Annotated in this window: 16 protein-coding genes; 14 read left to right on the top strand and 2 right to left on the bottom strand. The window is 42.1% G+C overall.

Features of this window, described 5'->3' with window-relative positions; all coding sequences use genetic code 11:
- Window positions 1-59: 59 nt before the first annotated feature.
- From NML76_RS07355 to NML76_RS07310, 10 genes are all read left to right on the top strand, one after another.
- Window positions 60-1,148: a hypothetical protein gene (locus tag NML76_RS07355; RefSeq protein ID WP_254733201.1), complete on the top strand. Its 1,089-nt coding sequence runs from the start codon at window positions 60-62 to the stop codon at window positions 1,146-1,148.
- A 108-nt stretch (window positions 1,149-1,256) separates the two neighbouring features.
- On the top strand, window positions 1,257-1,964 hold the full coding sequence (locus NML76_RS07350) for a hypothetical protein (protein ID WP_134974783.1): 708 nt from the start codon (window positions 1,257-1,259) through the stop codon (window positions 1,962-1,964).
- A gap of 5 nt (window positions 1,965-1,969) precedes the next feature.
- A complete protein-coding gene (locus NML76_RS07345; RefSeq protein ID WP_254733198.1) occupies window positions 1,970-2,659 on the top strand; it encodes a hypothetical protein in 690 nt (229 codons plus the stop codon).
- Window positions 2,660-2,673: 14 nt separating this feature from the next.
- Window positions 2,674-3,579 carry a hypothetical protein gene (locus NML76_RS07340; protein WP_254733196.1) on the top strand — a complete coding sequence of 302 codons (906 nt, stop codon included), beginning with the start codon at window positions 2,674-2,676 and terminating at the stop codon, window positions 3,577-3,579.
- 39 nt (window positions 3,580-3,618) lie between these two features.
- Window positions 3,619-4,848, top strand: coding sequence for a hypothetical protein (locus tag NML76_RS07335; RefSeq protein ID WP_254733194.1), 1,230 nt, complete (start codon window positions 3,619-3,621; stop codon window positions 4,846-4,848).
- 65 nt (window positions 4,849-4,913) lie between these two features.
- Complete coding sequence (dapD, locus tag NML76_RS07330) at window positions 4,914-5,612, top strand: 2,3,4,5-tetrahydropyridine-2,6-dicarboxylate N-acetyltransferase (protein ID WP_003016885.1); 699 nt, start codon at window positions 4,914-4,916, stop codon at window positions 5,610-5,612.
- Between the two features lie 53 nt (window positions 5,613-5,665).
- The gene (locus NML76_RS07325; RefSeq protein WP_254733192.1) at window positions 5,666-6,799 is read left to right on the top strand and encodes an N-acetyldiaminopimelate deacetylase; all 1,134 of its coding nucleotides are present in this window, start codon (window positions 5,666-5,668) and stop codon (window positions 6,797-6,799) included.
- 110 nt (window positions 6,800-6,909) lie between these two features.
- Entirely contained in the window at window positions 6,910-7,449 is a 540-nt protein-coding gene (locus NML76_RS07320) for a 5-formyltetrahydrofolate cyclo-ligase (RefSeq protein WP_118396338.1), read from the top strand.
- On the top strand, window positions 7,433-8,110 hold the full coding sequence (locus NML76_RS07315; protein WP_049514399.1) for a rhomboid family intramembrane serine protease: 678 nt from the start codon (window positions 7,433-7,435) through the stop codon (window positions 8,108-8,110). Before NML76_RS07320 ends, NML76_RS07315 begins: the two co-directional genes overlap by 17 nt.
- A 449-nt stretch (window positions 8,111-8,559) precedes the next feature.
- Entirely contained in the window at window positions 8,560-10,560 is a 2,001-nt protein-coding gene (locus NML76_RS07310; protein ID WP_254733190.1) for a C69 family dipeptidase, read from the top strand.
- Window positions 10,561-10,721: 161 nt separating this feature from the next.
- Here NML76_RS07310 and galU read toward each other — a convergent pair whose 3' ends face one another.
- Both galU and NML76_RS07300 read right to left on the bottom strand, forming a co-directional pair.
- Window positions 10,722-11,630 (bottom strand): UTP--glucose-1-phosphate uridylyltransferase GalU, encoded by a 909-nt coding sequence (gene galU / locus NML76_RS07305; RefSeq protein WP_049491186.1) that lies wholly within the window; start codon window positions 11,628-11,630, stop codon window positions 10,722-10,724.
- A gap of 45 nt (window positions 11,631-11,675) precedes the next feature.
- On the bottom strand, window positions 11,676-12,692 hold the full coding sequence (locus NML76_RS07300; protein WP_254733188.1) for an NAD(P)H-dependent glycerol-3-phosphate dehydrogenase: 1,017 nt from the start codon (window positions 12,690-12,692) through the stop codon (window positions 11,676-11,678).
- 274 nt (window positions 12,693-12,966) lie between these two features.
- Here NML76_RS07300 and NML76_RS07295 point away from each other — a divergent pair, with 274 nt between their 5' ends.
- From NML76_RS07295 to NML76_RS07280, 4 genes are all read left to right on the top strand, one after another.
- Window positions 12,967-13,656 carry a gamma-glutamyl-gamma-aminobutyrate hydrolase family protein gene (locus NML76_RS07295; protein ID WP_003012927.1) on the top strand — a complete coding sequence of 230 codons (690 nt, stop codon included), beginning with the start codon at window positions 12,967-12,969 and terminating at the stop codon, window positions 13,654-13,656.
- A 114-nt stretch (window positions 13,657-13,770) separates the two neighbouring features.
- Window positions 13,771-15,774: a DUF2079 domain-containing protein gene (locus tag NML76_RS07290; protein ID WP_254733186.1), complete on the top strand. Its 2,004-nt coding sequence runs from the start codon at window positions 13,771-13,773 to the stop codon at window positions 15,772-15,774.
- A gap of 161 nt (window positions 15,775-15,935) precedes the next feature.
- Window positions 15,936-18,005, top strand: coding sequence for an Ig-like domain-containing protein (locus NML76_RS07285; protein ID WP_254733184.1), 2,070 nt, complete (start codon window positions 15,936-15,938; stop codon window positions 18,003-18,005).
- Window positions 18,006-18,075: 70 nt separating this feature from the next.
- On the top strand, window positions 18,076-19,035 hold the full coding sequence (locus NML76_RS07280; protein ID WP_023919773.1) for a glycosyltransferase family 2 protein: 960 nt from the start codon (window positions 18,076-18,078) through the stop codon (window positions 19,033-19,035).
- Window positions 19,036-19,046: the final 11 nt, after the last annotated feature.

The following is a 19,046-nucleotide window of genomic DNA, read 5'->3' as shown; positions in this document are numbered from 1 at the left end:
TTGGTCCTTGCTTGGTTTTATGTTATAGTAGAAGAGAAGAATAAAAAGGAGAATTCGAAATGTCCGAGAAAGATCAAGAACAATTTATGAAAGATACTCCCGTAGAGGGTGCGCCTCAATTTGATGTGGCTGCGCCAGCCTTTGTCCCAAAAGAAGAAGCCGAAGACTTGGTCGTTCCAGAAGCTAGTGGCCTTTCAGTGACGGAGACGGAAGCAATGAAAGAAGAGGCAGACAAGCCAGCTATTTCAGAAGCAGTGGAGCTTCCAAAGGTGGATGAAGCAACTGTTGGAGAACATCCAGATGTAGTTGTTGCTCCCCAACCGACTCCTCCATTCCAGCCTGCGCCTCAAGCTCCTCAAAACATAGCAGCTCAACCAGTTAGTCCGCAAACAGCACCTATTCCTGGCATACCTATTCCACAAGCTCCTCTTTCTCCTGTTGGAAGACCGATGGATACTGCTGACAAGAAGGCGATTCGTTTTGCCCTTGGGATTTTAGTGGGTCTCCTTATCGGTGGTGTCAGTGGCTATTTGATTGGTCATGTTAACCCTAGTACGTCATCATCTAGAAAGCAGACTTCTTGGTCAGGCAACCAGTCTGGTTCGTCTTCCAATATCGATTTGGATCAATTGACCGCAGAAGACGCGGAAGTTGATTTTAGCTGGAAACAGTCTGATATCGAGCAACTTCAGTTTTTAACAGGAAGTGATGCTGGGGAGACTCCTGAGGAAATGATTGAAGCTTATGGGAAAGCTAGCTCCGTTCAATTTGAAAGTGGAGAATTGAAATTATTTTGGGATGATAACTCTTATAATAAAGAGGTCAAAGCGACTTACTCTAAGAAAGGGAAAGAATTCCAGCTTGTCAAATTTGAATTTAATCAATTTGGGAAAAATCTTACGGTTGAGGACAACTTTGCAGATGGATTCAAAGTTGGAAATAGTGAGACCGGTGCTGGCGGGACCTCTTACAAAGAGCTTTTAGAAAAATACGGTGATGCAGTCAATCTGACGGTGAGTTCATCTGATGATTCAGACGAGATAGAATTGGTCATGGACTTCCAAAAGAAAAACGGGGACTATGTAGATTTGACCTTTATTCGTCAAGAAAATGGAGATTTCCTCTTGAGTAGTAAAGACAGCTACTAAATCACTGAATAAAAGAAAGAGGCAAGCGCCTCTTTTTTGGGATAAGACGAGACAAATACGCGAATTTTCTATACAATAGAAAGAGTTTGAATAGAAAGAGCATGAAGGATGGAAGAAATGAAACAGTGGATAGAACATCATAAGCGGATCCTCCAAAAAGCTGCAAGTGCTTTGCTGGCTTTTATGGTTGGTGTTTGCTTGGTGTTTATGATTCATCCAGTGAAAACCTTGCCCAAAGATCGCTTGTTGAGTTTGTCTCGCATGCAAGAAGACAGCCAGCAATTTGTTGCGTCTTCTTCCAAAGAGCCGGCTTTAGAAGACTTGTTGTCATTGGACCTTGCAAGGGGAGAAGGAAAGACACAAAAAAATTGGGTGACTTTATCTGCATTCGTCAAAAAAATTGGAAAAGCAGCGAGTTTTACACAAGAAGATACGACTTTTGGAGCGCAAGTCCAGCTAGGCTATGGGGCTCCTGTGCAGGGGATTCATCCTTATACCATAGAATTTCAAAAGCAGGATGATACCTTTTATTTGAGCTCGATTCAAGGCTTTGCGCCCAAGTCGGCTCACTATCAGAGCAAAAAGAACTTAAAACTGGCAGATTTTAGAGGCTATCAGACACTAGATGGAAAAAAGGAAAAGGGGACAGCAGTAGAAGATGTCTTGAAAAAATCAGGTCTTCCCAATTCTCTTAGTTTGACCTCTGAAAAGGACAAGCAAGTCCTAGCCCTGTCTTATCAGGTGACAGATGGACTGGTCTCTTTAACCTTTGAACGTGACCAGACTGGTCAGTATCGTTTGACGAAGAAGGGGTGAAGCAGATGATCGAGTGGATGAAAAAGAATCGAAAAGAACTCTTGCTGCCGTTTTTGTGTTTTGTTTTAGGAGTTTTACTTGCGATTGCAAGCATTCAGGTGCAGGAGCAGGGAACCGATACCAAGGAGGACCAAACACTGACTCGTTTCCAGCCAAAGGATTACAAGAATTTGGTCAGCAAGGAACAAGAAATCAAGCAGTTTAAATGGACCATCGAAGCTGTGGCGAATTTGAAAGTTCGTCTTAAGCAGAGTCAGCAACCAGGAACCCGCTTGGAAACAGTTGTGACGGAATGGGGAAAAGCCCAAAAAGTTAAGTATACAAAGACAGCTCAAGGAGAAAAAACCGTTCTTGTCTTGACTTATGCAGCTAAGCAAACCGATCAGGGCAAGAAAAGTGTAACCTTGTGGTTTGAACAGGAAAAAGACCAGGGGTATCGCTTGACGACAGTGGATGCGACGAATTTGTTGGACGCAAAAGAGAAGACAAGCAGTGAGAAAGAAATCACTACTGAAAAAGAGAAAAAAGGTACAGAATTCGCCCAGCTCATTAAGCAACTAGGAAATCCTCAACGCTTGGTCTGGGGGGAAATGCCAGATGGCGGAATGGGCTATCGCGCGACTTACCAGCTACCAGGGCAGCCAGAAGTGGTGATGGAATTCAAGAAAAAAGCCAAGAAATTAGTGTTGGTATAAGAAAGGAGACATCATTGGACGATCAACGGACAGACATCAAGGCAGCTTCCTCTCACCAGGGTGGGAGCCGCTTGATTTCAGAAGCCGATCTGGCTTCAATAGGGACGGACAATCATCAGGATACTAGAAGCCATTCAGATACGATGGAGTCTTCCCCTTCTTCCTCAAAAGAGGGGATTGGTTCGCTTTTGCGATTTTTTGGGTGGTTCGCCTTGTTAATGGCTTTTGTGTTTGTGCTTCAAAACGAAGTTAATAAAAGCTCTTCTTCATCTTCTTCGAGTGAGGGGATCAATGGTTTATCACGTGATGGTATCAGAACGGAATATCTGACCAGTGAAAATAGTTCTTATATCGCCTCAGCTAATGAATTTCAATTTCAGCCAACCTATGAAAAGGCAATGTCTCTTATTCCTAATTTTGCAGTGGAAGAAAAAAAGACCTCTTTTGGGACGGTAGACCCACAAGATGTCGTTGCAGCATTAGGTAAAGCAAGGAGTGGGGAAGCAACGTATAGTGATAGCAGTTCCAGTCCCTTTTTGCTGACCTTAGATTACCAATCAAAGGATGCAGATGGGAAGGTTCTTCTTGAAAAAACAGGTGCCTTTTACAGGATCTCTTTTTTAAGTTTGAAACACTTAAAAAGTGACCGATTTGCGAATAAGAACGGGAGCTTGACGAAGGACGATTTTGCCGCTATCAAGGTCGGAATGCCTTATTTAGACCTACTCAATACGGTAGGGATTCCAGATGAAATAGATGTGTCTGGACTTTTAGGTTACGGGGAAGCACCTTCCTTTACTTATCAATTATCGGATTCTCAAACGGTTCAAATCCATTTTGATAGCCAGCAAACCATCAAGGATATCAAATCGAAAGAGGTAGCGACCACACCAGCTTCCTCTACATCTACAGCACAGTAAAAAAATCAGCCGAAGCATTTTAAATAAAAGGAGAGGACAATGGGAAATAAAGACTGGTCGCATCTACGAAATGAGCACCAGAGTCGGTTTTCGAAAGGCCAGCCGAAAGAAACACCCTTAGAAAAAGGAAGTCCTGAGAAGCTAGAAGATACGCTCGCAAAAGAGCCAGAAGTGGTAGAAGTCCCTGCTTTTCAGGAAGAGGTGAAACAAGAAGAGGAACGAAAAGACGAACCAGCGATTGGTGTGAAGGAGGATTCGTACGATTCAAAGGAAGCGTCATTTGCTACACCTGAAGAAGAATCAGCTCAGGTCGTTCTTGCTACACCACTAACAAAAGAAGCAAGGTCAGAAACACCAGCACAAGATACAATAGGTCAGTCTCCTTCAGCTGAGAAAAAAGTAGAGCACCAGGGTGGGAGTCGCTTGATTTCAGAAGCCGATCTGGCTTCAATAGGCGGAAGCAGGCATTCAGAACCAAGACAACCTGTACTAGACTCCCAATCGGATAGGGCGAAAACCTACTCTCCTTCCTCTAATAGTGGAGGGTCTTCGCTGGCAGCCTTTTTTGGATTATTGGCCATGCTGGGATTATTTGCCTATCTGGCTTCAGGAGGTATTCATAGTTCTTCTACTACTAGTGAATATGGAAGCACTAGCTTGTCTTATGGAACTAGAAAGGAAACCTTGAGAGGTGGTACGAGTAGCTTGATTGCTCCGGAGAGGGAATTTCAGTTTCAAGTGACCTATGAGAAGGCCATTTCCCTGATTCCTGGTTTAAGTGAGGGAGATCAAGGACGTACCTCTTCAACTTCTCTGTCTCCACAGGATGTGGTAGCTGTACTGGGGAAGGCTAGCAGTGGAGAAGAAACCTACCAAGAAGGTGGTGTCAGTCCTTTCATGACAAGCTTGGATTATGAGGTTGAAGGATCCCCTTCTTCTGTATCTGTTTTGCTTTCAAATATGATTAGTAGCCGTCTATCTTCTCTTAATTTTGAGAACTTAAACAGTGAGCGATTAGCCAATAAAAATGGCAGTTTGAATAGAGAGAATTTTGCCAATATTAAAATAGGAACCAGCTATGCAGATCTTGTGAATACAGTCGGAATTCCTAGCCGTGTTTCTTGGTCGAGTATGATGAGTTCAGAGTCCTTCTTAATCTTTTACTATAAACTTTCTGATTCGCACTCAGTCATTATTCACTTTGGAAGCAATCGCACCATCAGTGAAATGACAGGCCTGGAGGATCAGGCTACAACCACGTCGCCTTAGGTGTTCATCTCTTTGGGTTTGTGGTATAATATGGATACCTTTAATTGAAATGAATGGAGAATCTCATGACTGCACAAAAAATGTCTGCTCAAGAAATTATCGCTTTTATTGGAAATGCAGAAAAGAAAACAAATGTGAAAGTAACCTTTGAAGGGGAATTGGCAACAGCTGTTCCTGCTTCTGTTACCAAGCTTGGCAATGTTTTGTTCGGTGACTGGAAAGATATCGAGCCCCTTCTTGCCAACTTGACAGAGAACAAGGATTATGTGGTCGAACAAGATGGCCGTAATTCAGCTGTTCCCTTGCTGGATAAGCGCTATCTAAATGCACGTATTGAACCAGGTGCTATTATCCGTGACCAAGTGACCATCGAAGACAATGCTGTCGTGATGATGGGGGCTGTGATCAATATCGGTGCTGAAATCGGTGCAGGAACCATGATTGATATGGGGGCTATCCTTGGTGGTCGTGCTACAGTTGGTAAAAACAGCCACATCGGTGCAGGTGCCGTTCTTGCAGGTGTCATTGAGCCAGCTTCTGCTGAGCCTGTTCGGATCGGTGATAATGTCTTGGTCGGTGCCAATGCAGTTGTGATTGAAGGGGTTCAAGTAGGGAACGGTTCAGTCGTTGCCGCTGGAGCTATCGTTACTCAAGATGTCCCTGAAAATGTGGTCGTAGCTGGTGTCCCAGCTCGTATCATCAAGGAAATCGATGAAAAAACACAACAAAAAACAGCACTCGAAGACGCTTTGCGTAATTTGTAACATATTGATAGTAGAGGCCGCAAGGCCTCTATTCTAATAGAAAGAAGACGACGATGACATTGGATTTAATCAAAATCAGACGGGATTTGCACCAAATCCCTGAAATTGGCTTGGAAGAATTTGAAACCCAAGCCTACCTCTTAGAGCGAATCGCAGAGATCACAGCGGGCAAGGACTTTGTTGAGCAACGGACTTGGCGGACCGGGATCCTGGTTTATCTCCATGGGTCTGCTCCTGAAAAAACGATCGGCTGGCGGACAGATATCGATGGCTTACCGATTGTGGAACAAACGGGCCTTGTTTTTTCCTCCAAGCACGAAGGACGGATGCATGCTTGTGGTCATGATTTGCACATGACGACAGCTCTTGGGCTTTTGGATCAACTGGTTCAAGTGCAACCAAAAAATAACCTGCTCTTTCTCTTCCAACCAGCTGAAGAAAACGAAGCTGGTGGGATGCTCATGTATAAGGACAATGCTTTTGGCGACTGGCTCCCTGATGAATTTTATGGTCTGCATGTGCGTCCTGATTTGAAGGTGGGGGACATTGCGACCAATACGGGTACCCTTTTTGCGGGGACCTGTGAAGTCAAGATCACCTTTACAGGAAAGGGAGGGCATGCCGCCTTTCCACATGAGGCCAATGACGCTCTTGTAGCAGCCTCTTACTTCATTACCCAAGTCCAATCGGTCGTGAGTCGAAATGTCGATCCGATTGAAGGGGCTGTGGTGACCTTTGGTTCCATGCATGCAGGGACAACCAATAATGTGATTGCTGAGACAGCCTTCCTTCATGGGACCATTCGGACCTTGACCATGGAGATGAATCTTTTGACTCAAAAACGGGTCAAAGCCATTGCAGAAGGAGTTGCAGCAGCCTTTGATGTGAAATTGGACCTGGAACTCAAGCAAGGAGGCTACCTACCTGTGGAAAACCAACCAGAATTGGCCAAAGAACTCATGGACTTTTTCACAGCTGAGGAAGACGTGAACCTGATTGATATTCTGCCTGCGATGACAGGAGAAGACTTCGGCTTTCTCTTGAGCAAAGTCCCTGGTGTCATGTTCTGGTTGGGGATTGATACCCCTTATGCCTTACACCATCCGAAGATGAGCCCAAATGAAGCAGCCCTTCCCTTTGCTGTGGAAAACATTGGTAAATTTTTGAAAATGAAGGCCAACCAATAAAGGAATGATTCAACTCCGTCTGGAGTTGGATTTTTTTCTTTGTCGTATAAAAACTGTTCGGATCTTTCCTAAAAAATGTTACAATAAAAGCTAGACAAAAGGAGTAGGGAATGAAGAAAACACTACGAAAAGAAACTATAGCAGCCATGAAAGCACTGCCTCAAACTGTGAAAACTCAAGCAGATGAAGGGCTGACTCAGCGCCTCTTGGAGCTACCAGCTTTTCAGGAGGCAAAGACCCTTGCGACCTATCTGTCTTTTGACCATGAAGTTTCCACAGCTGGCTTGATCCAAGCAGCTCTTCAACTTGGGAAACGCGTCTGTGTTCCCCGTACCTATCCACAAGGGCGAATGGAATTTGTGGAATACGATCCTAATATTTTGGAAAAGACACGCTTTGGTTTGCTGGAGCCCAATGAAAAAGGAAAGCTTGTGGATCAGTCAGAGATTGATCTGATCCATGTACCAGGCGTGGTCTTCCAGTCAACAGGCTACCGAATTGGCTATGGTGGTGGCTATTATGATCGTTATTTAGCAGATTTTACTGGAAAAACGGTTAGTACGATTTATTCCATCCAGCAGAAGGATTTCCAGCCAGATACGTTTGATCAGGCAGTTCAGGAGGTGCTAGTCTATGAAGTTACTCTTTGATCGTCGTTATCCTGTGACTAGCCTCTTGTTGTTAGTGACAACGGCAGTCTTTCTTTCCATGTTTATCCGATTTGGAGGCGACTACCAAACAGGTGCTGCTATTTACTATAGCGGTGGTATTATTGGAGAGGTTGTGAAAGTCGATCCTAGCCAGTTATGGCGAATCGTGACAGCTACATTTGTTCATATCGGCCTAGAACATTTTGTGCTCAATATGATCACCCTCTATTACTTAGGACGTTTGGCAGAAGATCTCTTTGGATCGAAGGCTTTCTTAGCTCTTTATCTCTTATCAGGCATGATGGGTAATGTCTTTGTAGCTATTTTTACGCCAGATGTGATTGCGGCAGGAGCTTCTACAGCCCTGTTTGGACTGTTTGGGACCATTGGTGCTTTGCGCTTTATTGTCCAAAGCCCCTATATTCGGCACTTGAGTCAGTCCTATACCAGCTTGATTGTGGTCAATTTGATCTTTAGCTTCATGCCAGGAATCAGTATGGCGGGGCACATCGGTGGCTTAGTAGCTGGGGTGATGTTGGCTTATGTCTTTCCAGTAAGAGGGGAAGCTCGCTTTATGAACCGAACCTATCAGATGAGTGCAGCTCTATCTTATCTCTTGCTTTTGCTTTATTTCTTAGGTAAAATCTTGACTCTATTTTAAGAAGAGGCCAGGACAAAAGTCCTAGCCTCTTAATTGTTTTTGGATTGTCGAGCAAGACGCAGTGGTTGAGTGGGCTCTACTACGCTGATTTCATCAGCTTTTACAGCCCTACTCAACTGTGCGGAGGTGGGACGACGAAATCGAATTCTAACGAATTACCGATTTCTGTCCCACTCTCTTTTTTTCCTAAAAAATGTAGCGCAATCGTAAACTAACAGAAAATTGTTTGAAATGCAAAGAATTGTATATATTTATTATAATATGTTTGCAGGAGTCAAGAGAGCCCTCTATTGCTAGGTCCATAGAGAAGGCAATTATGGGTAAAGAGGTATAAAAATGCAAAATAGAAAGCGTTTGCAAAAAGGTTGAGAAAGGTGTAAACTGGAGATATAAAAATCAAAAATAGTGCTATTTTGTCAGAAGTAGTGCAAAAATAAAGGAGATTTGCCATGAAAAAATGGTTGTTAAAACTCTCATTGGTAGCGATGACACTCTTACTCCTACCGATTCAAGCTGTTCAAGCCTGTTGCGGTTTTATCATTGGTCGCCAATTGACCAAGGATGGGACCACTCTCTTTGGTCGGACAGAAGACTACCCTTACTATCCAAATGGTGGAAAGCACAACAAAAACTTTGTAGTTGTTGATGCGAAGAACTATAAGGAAGGGGATCAACTGGAAGACGAATCTAATGGTTTTACCTATCCACATGCTGCCAGTGAAATGAAATACACAGCGACTTATGACTCTGCTCGTGGAGATGGTAGTAACGGTGCCTTTGGTGAACATGGATTTAACGAAGCCGGTGTCTCTATGACCTCAACTGTTACAGCAATTCCAAATAAAAAAGTCTTGAAGACTGACCCATTGACAGAAAAGGGAATTCCAGAAGCTGCTATGTTGGACGTGGTTTTACCACGCGTTAAGTCTGCTCGTGAAGGAATCGAACTACTTGCGAAAGTCATTGAAGAAAAAGGTTCAGCTGAGGGGAATACAGTTGTTATTGCCGACCAGAAAGAAACTTGGTACATGGAAATTCTTTCTGGACACCAATATGTAGCTGTTAAAGTTCCAGAAGATAAATATGCAGTTTTTGCCAATACCTACTACCTTGGCCATGTAAACTTGAATGACACTGAAAATGTTATTGCTTCAAAAGATGTTGAAAAAGTAGCTAAAGAATCAGGTAGTTACAAGACTGATAAAGATGGCAATTTCCATATCGCTAAATCTTATGGACCAGAAAAATATGCTGAAGGAGACCGTTCACGTACTTACGCAGGAATCACTCTTTTGGATCCAAAATCAAAAGTGACTTATGAAGATGATGAATACGAACTCTTCCGCTCACCAACAGATCCAAACAAGAAATTTACTTTGGAAGATGCCTTTGCTCTCCAACGCAACCGTTTTGAACATTTGAATGGTCGGTTTGTTCCAGACGATCAAATTGGTGTCAAGAAACAAGGGGATAATGGTAGCAACGATGCGGTTCGTAAAGACCAATACAAGTATGCTTTAGGAAACGAAAACGTCATCGATGCCCATGTTTACCAAATCAATCCAAACCTTCCAAAATCATTTGGTGGTACGTTATGGCTTGGTATGGGACCATCTCGGAACACTCCTTATGTTCCATTCTATGGTAATCTAAAAGATACTTACAAAGCCTTCAAACCTCAAACAGCAACTTATGATCCAAATTCATGGTATTGGACAGTATGGCACATTGACAACATGGCGATCAATAACCAAGATGTCTTTGGAAAATCAGTTCAAGATCACTGGAAAGCTCTTGAAAAACAATTGATTATTGAACAAGAAGCTAGTGATGCGAAATATAAAGCTTTGAAAGATAATCCGGAAGCTGCTAAAGCAGTAGAAGACGAAGTTACAGCAAATGCTCTTGCACTTTCTAAAAAACTATTTGAACACTTCAAATCTTATGAAGCAGATATGCATGCGCATTTGATTGAGTTAGGTCGTAAAGATGATCCATATCGTGCCTCTAAGCCGGATGATTACAAAGATCCAGAACCTGAAAAACCAGTTCAACCGGAGAAACCAGTAGAACCTGAAAAACCAGTTCAACCTGAAAAACCAGTAGAACCAGAAAAACCGGTTCAACCTGACAAACCAGTAGAACCTGAGAAACCAGTTCAACCTGAAAAACCAGTACAGCCAGAAAAAACTCAGCCAATTCAAACCAAAGTCAATGAAGAAGGCAATCCAAATAACCGCTTCGGTTATGCAGCTACAAAAGATAAGGAATCTTATGTTTCTACTAAAGTTGAAACATTTGTGAAACCAGAAGCAAAAGCTCAAGATCCATCCGAAGCAGTTTCAGCTGGTAATGGTGGCAATGAGAACAATCGTTTTGGTTCATCTTTTGCGAAAGCAACTGTTGAAACTTTCCCAAATACAAATTATTCTTACAATGTTCATCCTTAAACAATAAGAATAAAAAGTAAATTGGACCAAGTCCAATGAAACGAAAGAGGCCGGATTTTTATCCAGCCTCTTTTTTATAAAAAAAGACTGACCATTGTAAGGTAGCAAAGCTCTTACATGATATGGCCAGTCTCTTTTGTATTCTGTAGATTTGAAAATGATTAGTCTGCAGTTTGTTCAGTTGCTTCTAATTTTTTTCCAAGGTCGATAATATATTGTTTAAGATCATCTTTGACTTGAGGGTGTTTCAAGGCATAGTCGATCGAAGTTTTCATGAAGCCGAATTTGTCACCGACGTCGTAGCGTTGGCCTTTAAATTCACGGGCAAAGACTCGTTGGGTCTTATTGAGGGTGTCGATTGCATCTGTCAATTGAATTTCATTGCCAGCACCTGGTTCTTGATTTGCAAGAATATCAAAGATTTCAGGAGTCAAGAGGTAGCGTCCGATAATAGCGAGATCACTTGGAGCGTCCTCTGGGTTTGGTTTTTCGACAAAAGTTTCAACGCTATAAAGACCGTTAATGCCTTCGCCTTGAGGTGCAATCACACCGTAAGAAGAAACCTCTTCGTGAGGGACTTCCATCACAGCGATGGTTGACGCATGGGTTTCATCGTAGTCGTTCATCAATTGTTTGGTCAATGGCAAGGCATCATCATTAGTGATGTCCATGAGATCATCTCCCAACATAACGACAAAAGGCTCGTTTCCAACAAAGGCCTTGGCTTGAAGAACAGCGTCCCCTAAACCTCGAGGGTGACTTTGGCGGATGAAATGAAGATTGATCGCTGTTGTATCATTGACCAACTTGAGTAAGTCAGTCTTGCCTTTTTGCTCGAGGTTGTATTCCAATTCGAAGTTAGAATCGAAATGGTCTTCGATCGAACGTTTGGCCTTCCCTGTTACGACAAGGATTTCTTCAATCCCAGATTTCAGAGCCTCTTCTACGATAAATTGGATCGTAGGTTTGTCAACGATTGGCAACATTTCCTTTGCCAAAGCTTTGGTAGCTGGGAGGAAGCGTGTCCCCAAACCAGCCGCAGGAATGACTGCTTTTCTAACTTTAGTCATATAGTTTCCTTTCTAAAAGGTAGGATTGATGTTAGAGTGGTTGACTTATTTCCACTCGTTTTCTTCTTTAAATTCATTGCTCATCATGTGGTGGATGGCTTCGCGGATATCTTTTCCTTCATAAATGACTTGGTAAATGGCTTGTGTAATCGGCATGTAGACATCCAATTCTTGGGCCAGCTCGTGGGCGACTTTGGTCGTAGAGATCCCTTCAATGATCATACCCATGTTGGCTTCGATATCTTCCAATTTTTCGCCGCGTCCGAGAGCGTCCCCAGCTCGCCAGTTGCGAGAGTGGACAGAAGTTCCGGTAACGATCAAGTCACCGACCCCAGACAAACCGCTATAGGTCAATGGGCTAGCTCCGAGCTTAACGCCAAGGCGCGTGATTTCAGCGAGACCGCGCGTGATGATGGCTGCTTTGGCATTGTCACCATAACCAAGACCGTGCAGGGCTCCAGCTCCGACCGCGATGATATTCTTCAAGGCTCCCGCAGTTTCCACTCCGATAACATCTGTATTGGTATAGAGGCGGAAGTAGTGATTACTAAAGAGTTCTTGAACATAGCGTGCAGCTTCTAAATCTTTTGAGGCTGCTGTAATAAGGGTGATGTCCCGTACGATGGTCTCCTCTGCATGACTCGGTCCAGAAACGACCACTACCTCGCTGCGAAGAGAAGCAGGAATTTCTTCTTCAAGGATTTGAGAAATCCGATCGTGTGTACCAGGTTCTAGCCCTTTAGAAGCGTGCATGACTGTAACAGGGTGATCCAGTGTTTCAGCGACTTGTTTAGCGACCAGGCGGGTCACCTTTGTAGGAACGACAAAAAGGATAGCATCCACACCGTCTAAAGCAGCTTTCAGATCGGTCGTAGCGGTAATTTGATCGCTAATAACGATATCTTTGAAATAGCGTTGATTGGTATGAGCGGTATTGATTTCATCGATTTGTCCTTGGATATTTCCCCAGAGACGGACTTCATGGCCGTTATCATTGAGGACTTGTGAAAGGGCTGTTCCCCATGAACCAGGACCCAATACTGCAACGGTTTGTTTTTCCATTGTATCTTCCATTTCTATGTCTATTTTTTCAACAAGGCTAGGAAATCTAGCGCTTGCGCCTTCGAAACGGCTTAATGTGTGCCTTGAAGGACGATTCTATTTTCCTCTCTATTTTAACATAATATAGGTAAAAAAACTTGTATGATCATCAATTGTTTTGTGAGGAAGGTGAGGGTGATAAATAAAATCTATCACGGTTTTAAAAAATACATATTAGACACTATCACTAATGGGTGGTAAGATAAGTAGTAGTTAAAATGAAGGAGGAATGAATATGTGCAGAACAATTGTTGGAGTATCCGCTAATCTCTGTCCGGTGGACCCGGAAGGAAAAAACCTTCATTCCTCCGTGTCTAGTCAGTTTGCGGAAGGAATCCGTCAAGCAGGTGGACTTCCAATGGTCATCCCGATGGGAGATCCTTCCTTAGTTAAGGATTATGTTGAAACGATTGACAAGTTGATCCTAAGTGGAGGTCAAAATGTCGATCCTAGTCTCTATGGCGAAGAAAAAACCATCGAAAGCGATGATTACAATATCGAACGCGATCAATTTGAGCTTGCCCTACTGAAGGAAGCAGTTCGCCAAAACAAACCGGTTCTAGGAATCTGCCGTGGGGTTCAGTTGATCAATGTGGCTTTTGGAGGAACACTCAACCAAGAGATTGAAGGACATTGGCAAGGACTTCCGTTTGGGACTTCCCATTCTATCCAGACTAAAAAAGGTAGTGTGGTAGAGCAACTCTTTGGTCAGGCCAGTCGAATCAATTCCGTTCACCGTCAAAGTATCAAGGATCTTGCACCAAATTTCCGTGCGACTGCCTTTGATCCGCGTGATCACACCATCGAAGCGATTGAAGCAGTAGATGGCCATCGTATTATGGGCTTGCAGTGGCATCCAGAATACTTGGTCAATGAAGAAAAAGGGAATTTAGAACTCTTCCGTTATTTATTACAGGAATTATAAGAAAAAGAGAGGTTGAATTGGTATCAACCTTTCTTTTGGTATGGTTATTACTATCTAGAAATAGTAAGGGTTTTGTGCTAGAATAGGAACTACTATTGGGAGGTATTGATAGAAATGAAACTTGCTAAGACAATGAACCTTAACTATTTATGGTTGCTTCTAGGTTCTTATTTTGTGGCCATGATGGTCAATCTATTGAGTTTTTCAACAAAGGAATTGTTTCTAGAACTGGGTAAAGTGGGATGGGGCCATACAGTCCTTGCTTTGCTCATTAGTTATCCTATTCTCTGGTTTTTGACGGAGAGCAAGAAGTATATCTGCATACAAAAATTGAATCTCTGGTTCGTGGCAGGTATTCTATTTATTTCTATTCTGAAAAGTCCGAGCCTCTTTATGTCATTGGGCTTAGTTTTGCTTTCACTGGTCTTGTTTCTATATTTTTATTTAGGAAAAGAAACAATCGCTTATATCTTCTTAGCGGTAGATGTCTTGTCTTTTCCGAAATTGTTGCTACAAACCAGTGCCAATCTTCAAGATAAGGAACTGGGAATCTTTACGTTTACGATTTCTGAATCGAAGTTACCCACTTTGATTTGGCCAGTATTAGTAGCTGTCCTCGTTGCCGTCCTGATCGGTTTTCTTCTCTCCAAGGTTTCTTTGGCTAAAGTTAATGAAACCTGGGTTCGAAGACTCACAGTGGTGACAATAATCGGTGGTATTTTCTATGTGCTCTATCTATCGATTGTTGCCTATTATAAGATTAAAGCCAATGCGGTCTCTTCCTTTGATATTGGAATCTTTTCACAGATGTTTGAGAGAATGAGACATGATTTTTCACAAGTTACCACCCTCGAAAGAGATAGGGCCTTATCGCATTTCGGAGTCCATATTTCTCCGATTTATTATTTGATCTTGCCCTTTTATATGCTATTTCCTTATGTGGAAACATTGGATATCGCTCAAACAGTGATTGTCTTTTCTGCAGTTATCCCGCTTTGTTTGATCCTAAAGAAAATACAATTGCCAAAAGTCATGACGCCGCTCGTGCTTGCCCTCTTTTTTGTGACTCCGGTCATGACAACGAGTGGTGGATTCCATTTGCATGAAAATTGTTTTTTGCCTCCATTGATACTTTGGTTGTTCTACAGCCTGATTTCTCAGTGGCGTGGAAGAACTATCTTGTTCACCTTATTGCTTCTCTTTGTGAAAGAGGATGCCTTTGTCTACGTGCTGTCCTTAGGACTTTATTTTGCTTTTCAACATCGTTTTACCTTCGAGGCCAAGTTTAAAAAGTGGTTGTATCTCAGCCTGTTTGCCTTGCCAATACTTTATTTTGCACTTGCCATGTTCCTCTTAGCAAGATATGGCGAGGGAGCTATGGTTTCTCGATACAATAATCTATTATTAAGTGGCGAAAACGGCCTCCTGATGGTTGTGAAAAATGTAGTCCTAAATCCGCTTTATGTTTTGGGAAGTCTATTTACAGCGAAACGACTTGGTTACCTCTTTTTGGTCCTATTTCCTTTTAGCTTTTTACCACTGATTCAGCGACGTTGGTCTACCTATTTTCTGATGTTGCCCCTTTTTCTCATTAATTTATTGATGGATTGGCCTTACCAATATGATATTGGTTTTCAGTATAGCTATGGTTCGGTCACGCTTCTGTTTTTGATGGCTTTATTGTCTATCGATCAATTAAGCAAGAATCAGTTGGCATCAGATAATGTATTGGTGGCTCTACTAGCTTCTTCCATCATTTTTTCAAGCGCCATTCTATATAGTTTCACGCATAATTGGAATTTTGAAATCCAATACTATCAAACACGCAAAGACTATTTTGATGGGCTCGAAAAGACCCTGCAGGCTATCCCTAAAGATAAAGCAGTCTTAGCAGCAGGTGGCTATACGCCGAGTCTTCGCAGCCATGAAAAATTGTATGATATTTTCTACCATAATGACAAAAAGCTTGATTCTAAGATTGACATAGTGGTAGTTCCAAGGGAAATTCAAGAGGAAAAAAATGGCTATTCTGAAACAGCCACTCTAAATCTCTATAAAGAATCAGGGTATAAAGAAAGCAACTTATCTACAAAAGATGTGTTGATTTTGGAAAAATAACTGTTTGAAAGAGGAAGAGTTACTTAGAAAAATTCAGAAGCCAAATAGCCCTTAAATATACAAAAGATGGATTTTTTGTTCAATAATCTTGACTTTCTCACTATGTTTTGCTATATTATATGCGTTGATTTATAAAAAATCAGCCTAGAAAGGGAGAAAAAATGAAAAAGTTAGCAGTTTATTTGTCAATAGTTTGTTCGCTATTGATTGTGTCATTGACACTTTTTTCTAAAACTGTACAGGCGGAAACGTCTAAAAAAGTCGATGTCATCACGGAGATCAAGATCCAAAATAGCAAAGGTGAAGAATTAGCAACCGGTCTAGGTCGTTATGACACTTTCCGTCTGAATGCAAAATTTGCTTTAGAAGGAAAAAATGTTAAAGCAGGGGATACAACTGAAGTCACTATCGATGGACCAATCGATATCAAGTCTCAGGATTTTGAAATCAACGATACAATCACTGGTAAAAAGATTGCCGATGCAAAAGTTGATGCAAAAACTGGTAAGATTGTCTTGACATTCACAGATTTCGCTCAAACGAAAAATGACGTTTCAGGTTCATTCTTCTTCTACGCTGGTGTTAACAAAGATAAATTCCCAAATGATGGTGAAGTTCCTGTTAAGGTTTCTGTTAACGGTAATGTAAAATTCAACGGTAAAGTAACAAGTACAACAGTTGGTGAAGGTAAACGTTACACAATCATCAAATCTGGTTGGGATAATGGAGATCACAAAAACCTTGGATTCCGTATCTCTGTAAACAGAACTAACGAAGCAATCAACAATGCAGTCCTTTCAGATTCAATAGCATCAGCAGGGGTTACCTACAAAGCTGGCAGTTTCAAAATCTTCAAAGGTACTTGGGTATACAGTGGTGGTAAATGGACGCTTACAAATAAACAAGACGTTACTGCTAACTATACAGTAAATGCAACAGATAAGTCATTCTCTATTGACTTTGGTAATATTTCTGCTAACGATCACTTTGCAGTAGAATATGAAGCAGTTGCTAACTATGAAACTGTTGACGGCGAACAAATTAAGAATACAGCGACAATCAAAGGTGATAACAAAGAGGAGTACCCTTCAAATAGTAAAGTAAACATCCAAATCGCTGGTGGTGAAGGTGTCGGTTACGAATTTAGCATTCAAGTGAAAAAAGTAGACGAAAACGGTGCTCCACTTAAAGGTGCGAAATTCCAAGTTATCCGTGCAACTAACCAAGATATCATCGGTGAGTTTGATACAGATGCTAATGGTGAGTTCACTGTTAAGAACATCTTGCGTGACAAATACATCATCAAAGAAATCAAAGCTCCAGAAGGTTATGAGTTGGCAGCTGATACTGTAGTTGAAGCTGGTGAATTCACAACACCAAAAGCTCCAGTTGCTAAAACTATTGTAGACCAAAAGACTACAACAACTACAACAACAACTACAACAACAACAACAACAACGACTACTTCAACAACAACAACAGAAGAGCCAACAACGACTACTTCAACAACAACAGAAGAGCCAACAACAACTACTTCAACAACAACAGAAGAGCCAACGACAACAACAACAACAACGACTACTGCAGAGCCAACAACAACGACAACAACAACTGCAGAGCCAACAACCACTACAACGACTACTGCAGAGCCAACGACAACCACAACGACTACTGCAGAGCCAACGACAACCACAACGACTACTGCAGAGCCGACGACTACTACAACTACGACAACAGAAGAGCCGACGACTACTACAACCACGACAACAGAAGAGCCGACGACTACTACAACTACGACAACAGAAGAGCCAACGACTACTTCAACCACGACAACAGAAGAGCCGACGACTACTTCAACTACAACAACAGAAGAGCCGACGACTACTACAACCACAACAACAGGAGAGTCAACGACTACTTCAACCACAACAACAGGAGAGTCAACGACTACGACGACTACTGTAGAGCCAACAACAACTACAACCACAACAACAGAAGAGCCGACAACAACCACCACGACAACACCAGAGAAACCGGTGACTCCAGGAAGTGAAGAATCAACCACGACGACCACAACTGGAAAACCAGGACCAAAAGGTGGAAACAATGGAGGAGGGCGTAAAGCGCTTCTTCCTAATACAGGTGAAGTTGCAGCAACTGGATTTGTATTCTCAGGAGCCTTTGTGTTAGCAGGTGCAGTCGTATTGAAACGAAAATTGTCTATTAAATAAACAATGAGTTTCTACATAAGGGGAGAGCATGAGCTCTCTCTTTTTTGGGAATGTATTATGGAGAAAAGGGATGAAATTATCAATCTTAATAACCCTCTTGAATGAGGAGCTGGTACTTCCTCAAACCCATCGTGAAATTTCTAATCAGCTTGAGCAAATGCTAGGGAAAGAGCTCTCTGATTATGAAATTCTCTACATCGATGATGGAAGTAGTGACAAGACCTTTGAGTTAATTGAAGAATTTGCAAGAGAAAACGACCGCATCAAATATATCCGTTTCAGTCGAAATTTTGGACGAGAGAGCGGTATCTTGGCTGGTTTTAAATATGCCAGTGGGGATGCGGTTATGGTCATGGACGGGGATCTCCAGCATCCACCATACTTGATTCCCTTATTCTTAGAAGCTTATAATGAGGGCTATGATATTGTTAGTGGCCAACGAACTCGTGAAGGAGAATCTTTTGTAGGAAGTTCCTTTGCACGTTTGTTTTACTTCTTGTCAAATCGTTCCATGGATGTGCATCTAACAGATGGAAAATCTGAATTAAGACTGCTTAGCCGAAAAGCCATGGAAGCCTTTGTGTCAATGCCAGAGTACAATCGCTTTAATAAAGGTTTGTATGAATGGATTGGTTTTAAAGAGAAAGTAATTCCTTATAAGAATGAAACCCGTAAGGCTGGAAAGAGCAAGTTTGGTTTTAAGAAATCTTTGAATTATGCGATTCAAGGAATTATTTCTTTTAATGACCGTCCTCTCCGTGTTTGTATTCAATTCGGTTTCATCTGTTTAGGGCTGGCTCTTTTATATCTAGTTTTTGAGTTGATGAAATATATCTTCGCTGCTGGGAATTATGTGAGTGGTTATTTCACAACGATTGCGGCTATTATATTATTTAGCGGAGTGCAACTCATCTTCATCGGAATTCTTGGAGAGTATATTGGCAAGATCTATTACGAAGTGAAGCGTCGTCCTCATTTCATCATTGAAGAGACCAATATCGAACAAGCGAAGAAAAATCATATCGGCTAAAGAAGATAGGA

Source organism: Streptococcus sp. CF8_Ac1-9, from assembly GCF_024295565.1.
GTDB classification, from domain to species: Bacteria; Bacillota; Bacilli; order Lactobacillales; family Streptococcaceae; genus Streptococcus; species Streptococcus parasanguinis_X.
This window is presented reverse-complemented; position numbering and strand designations above follow the sequence as displayed.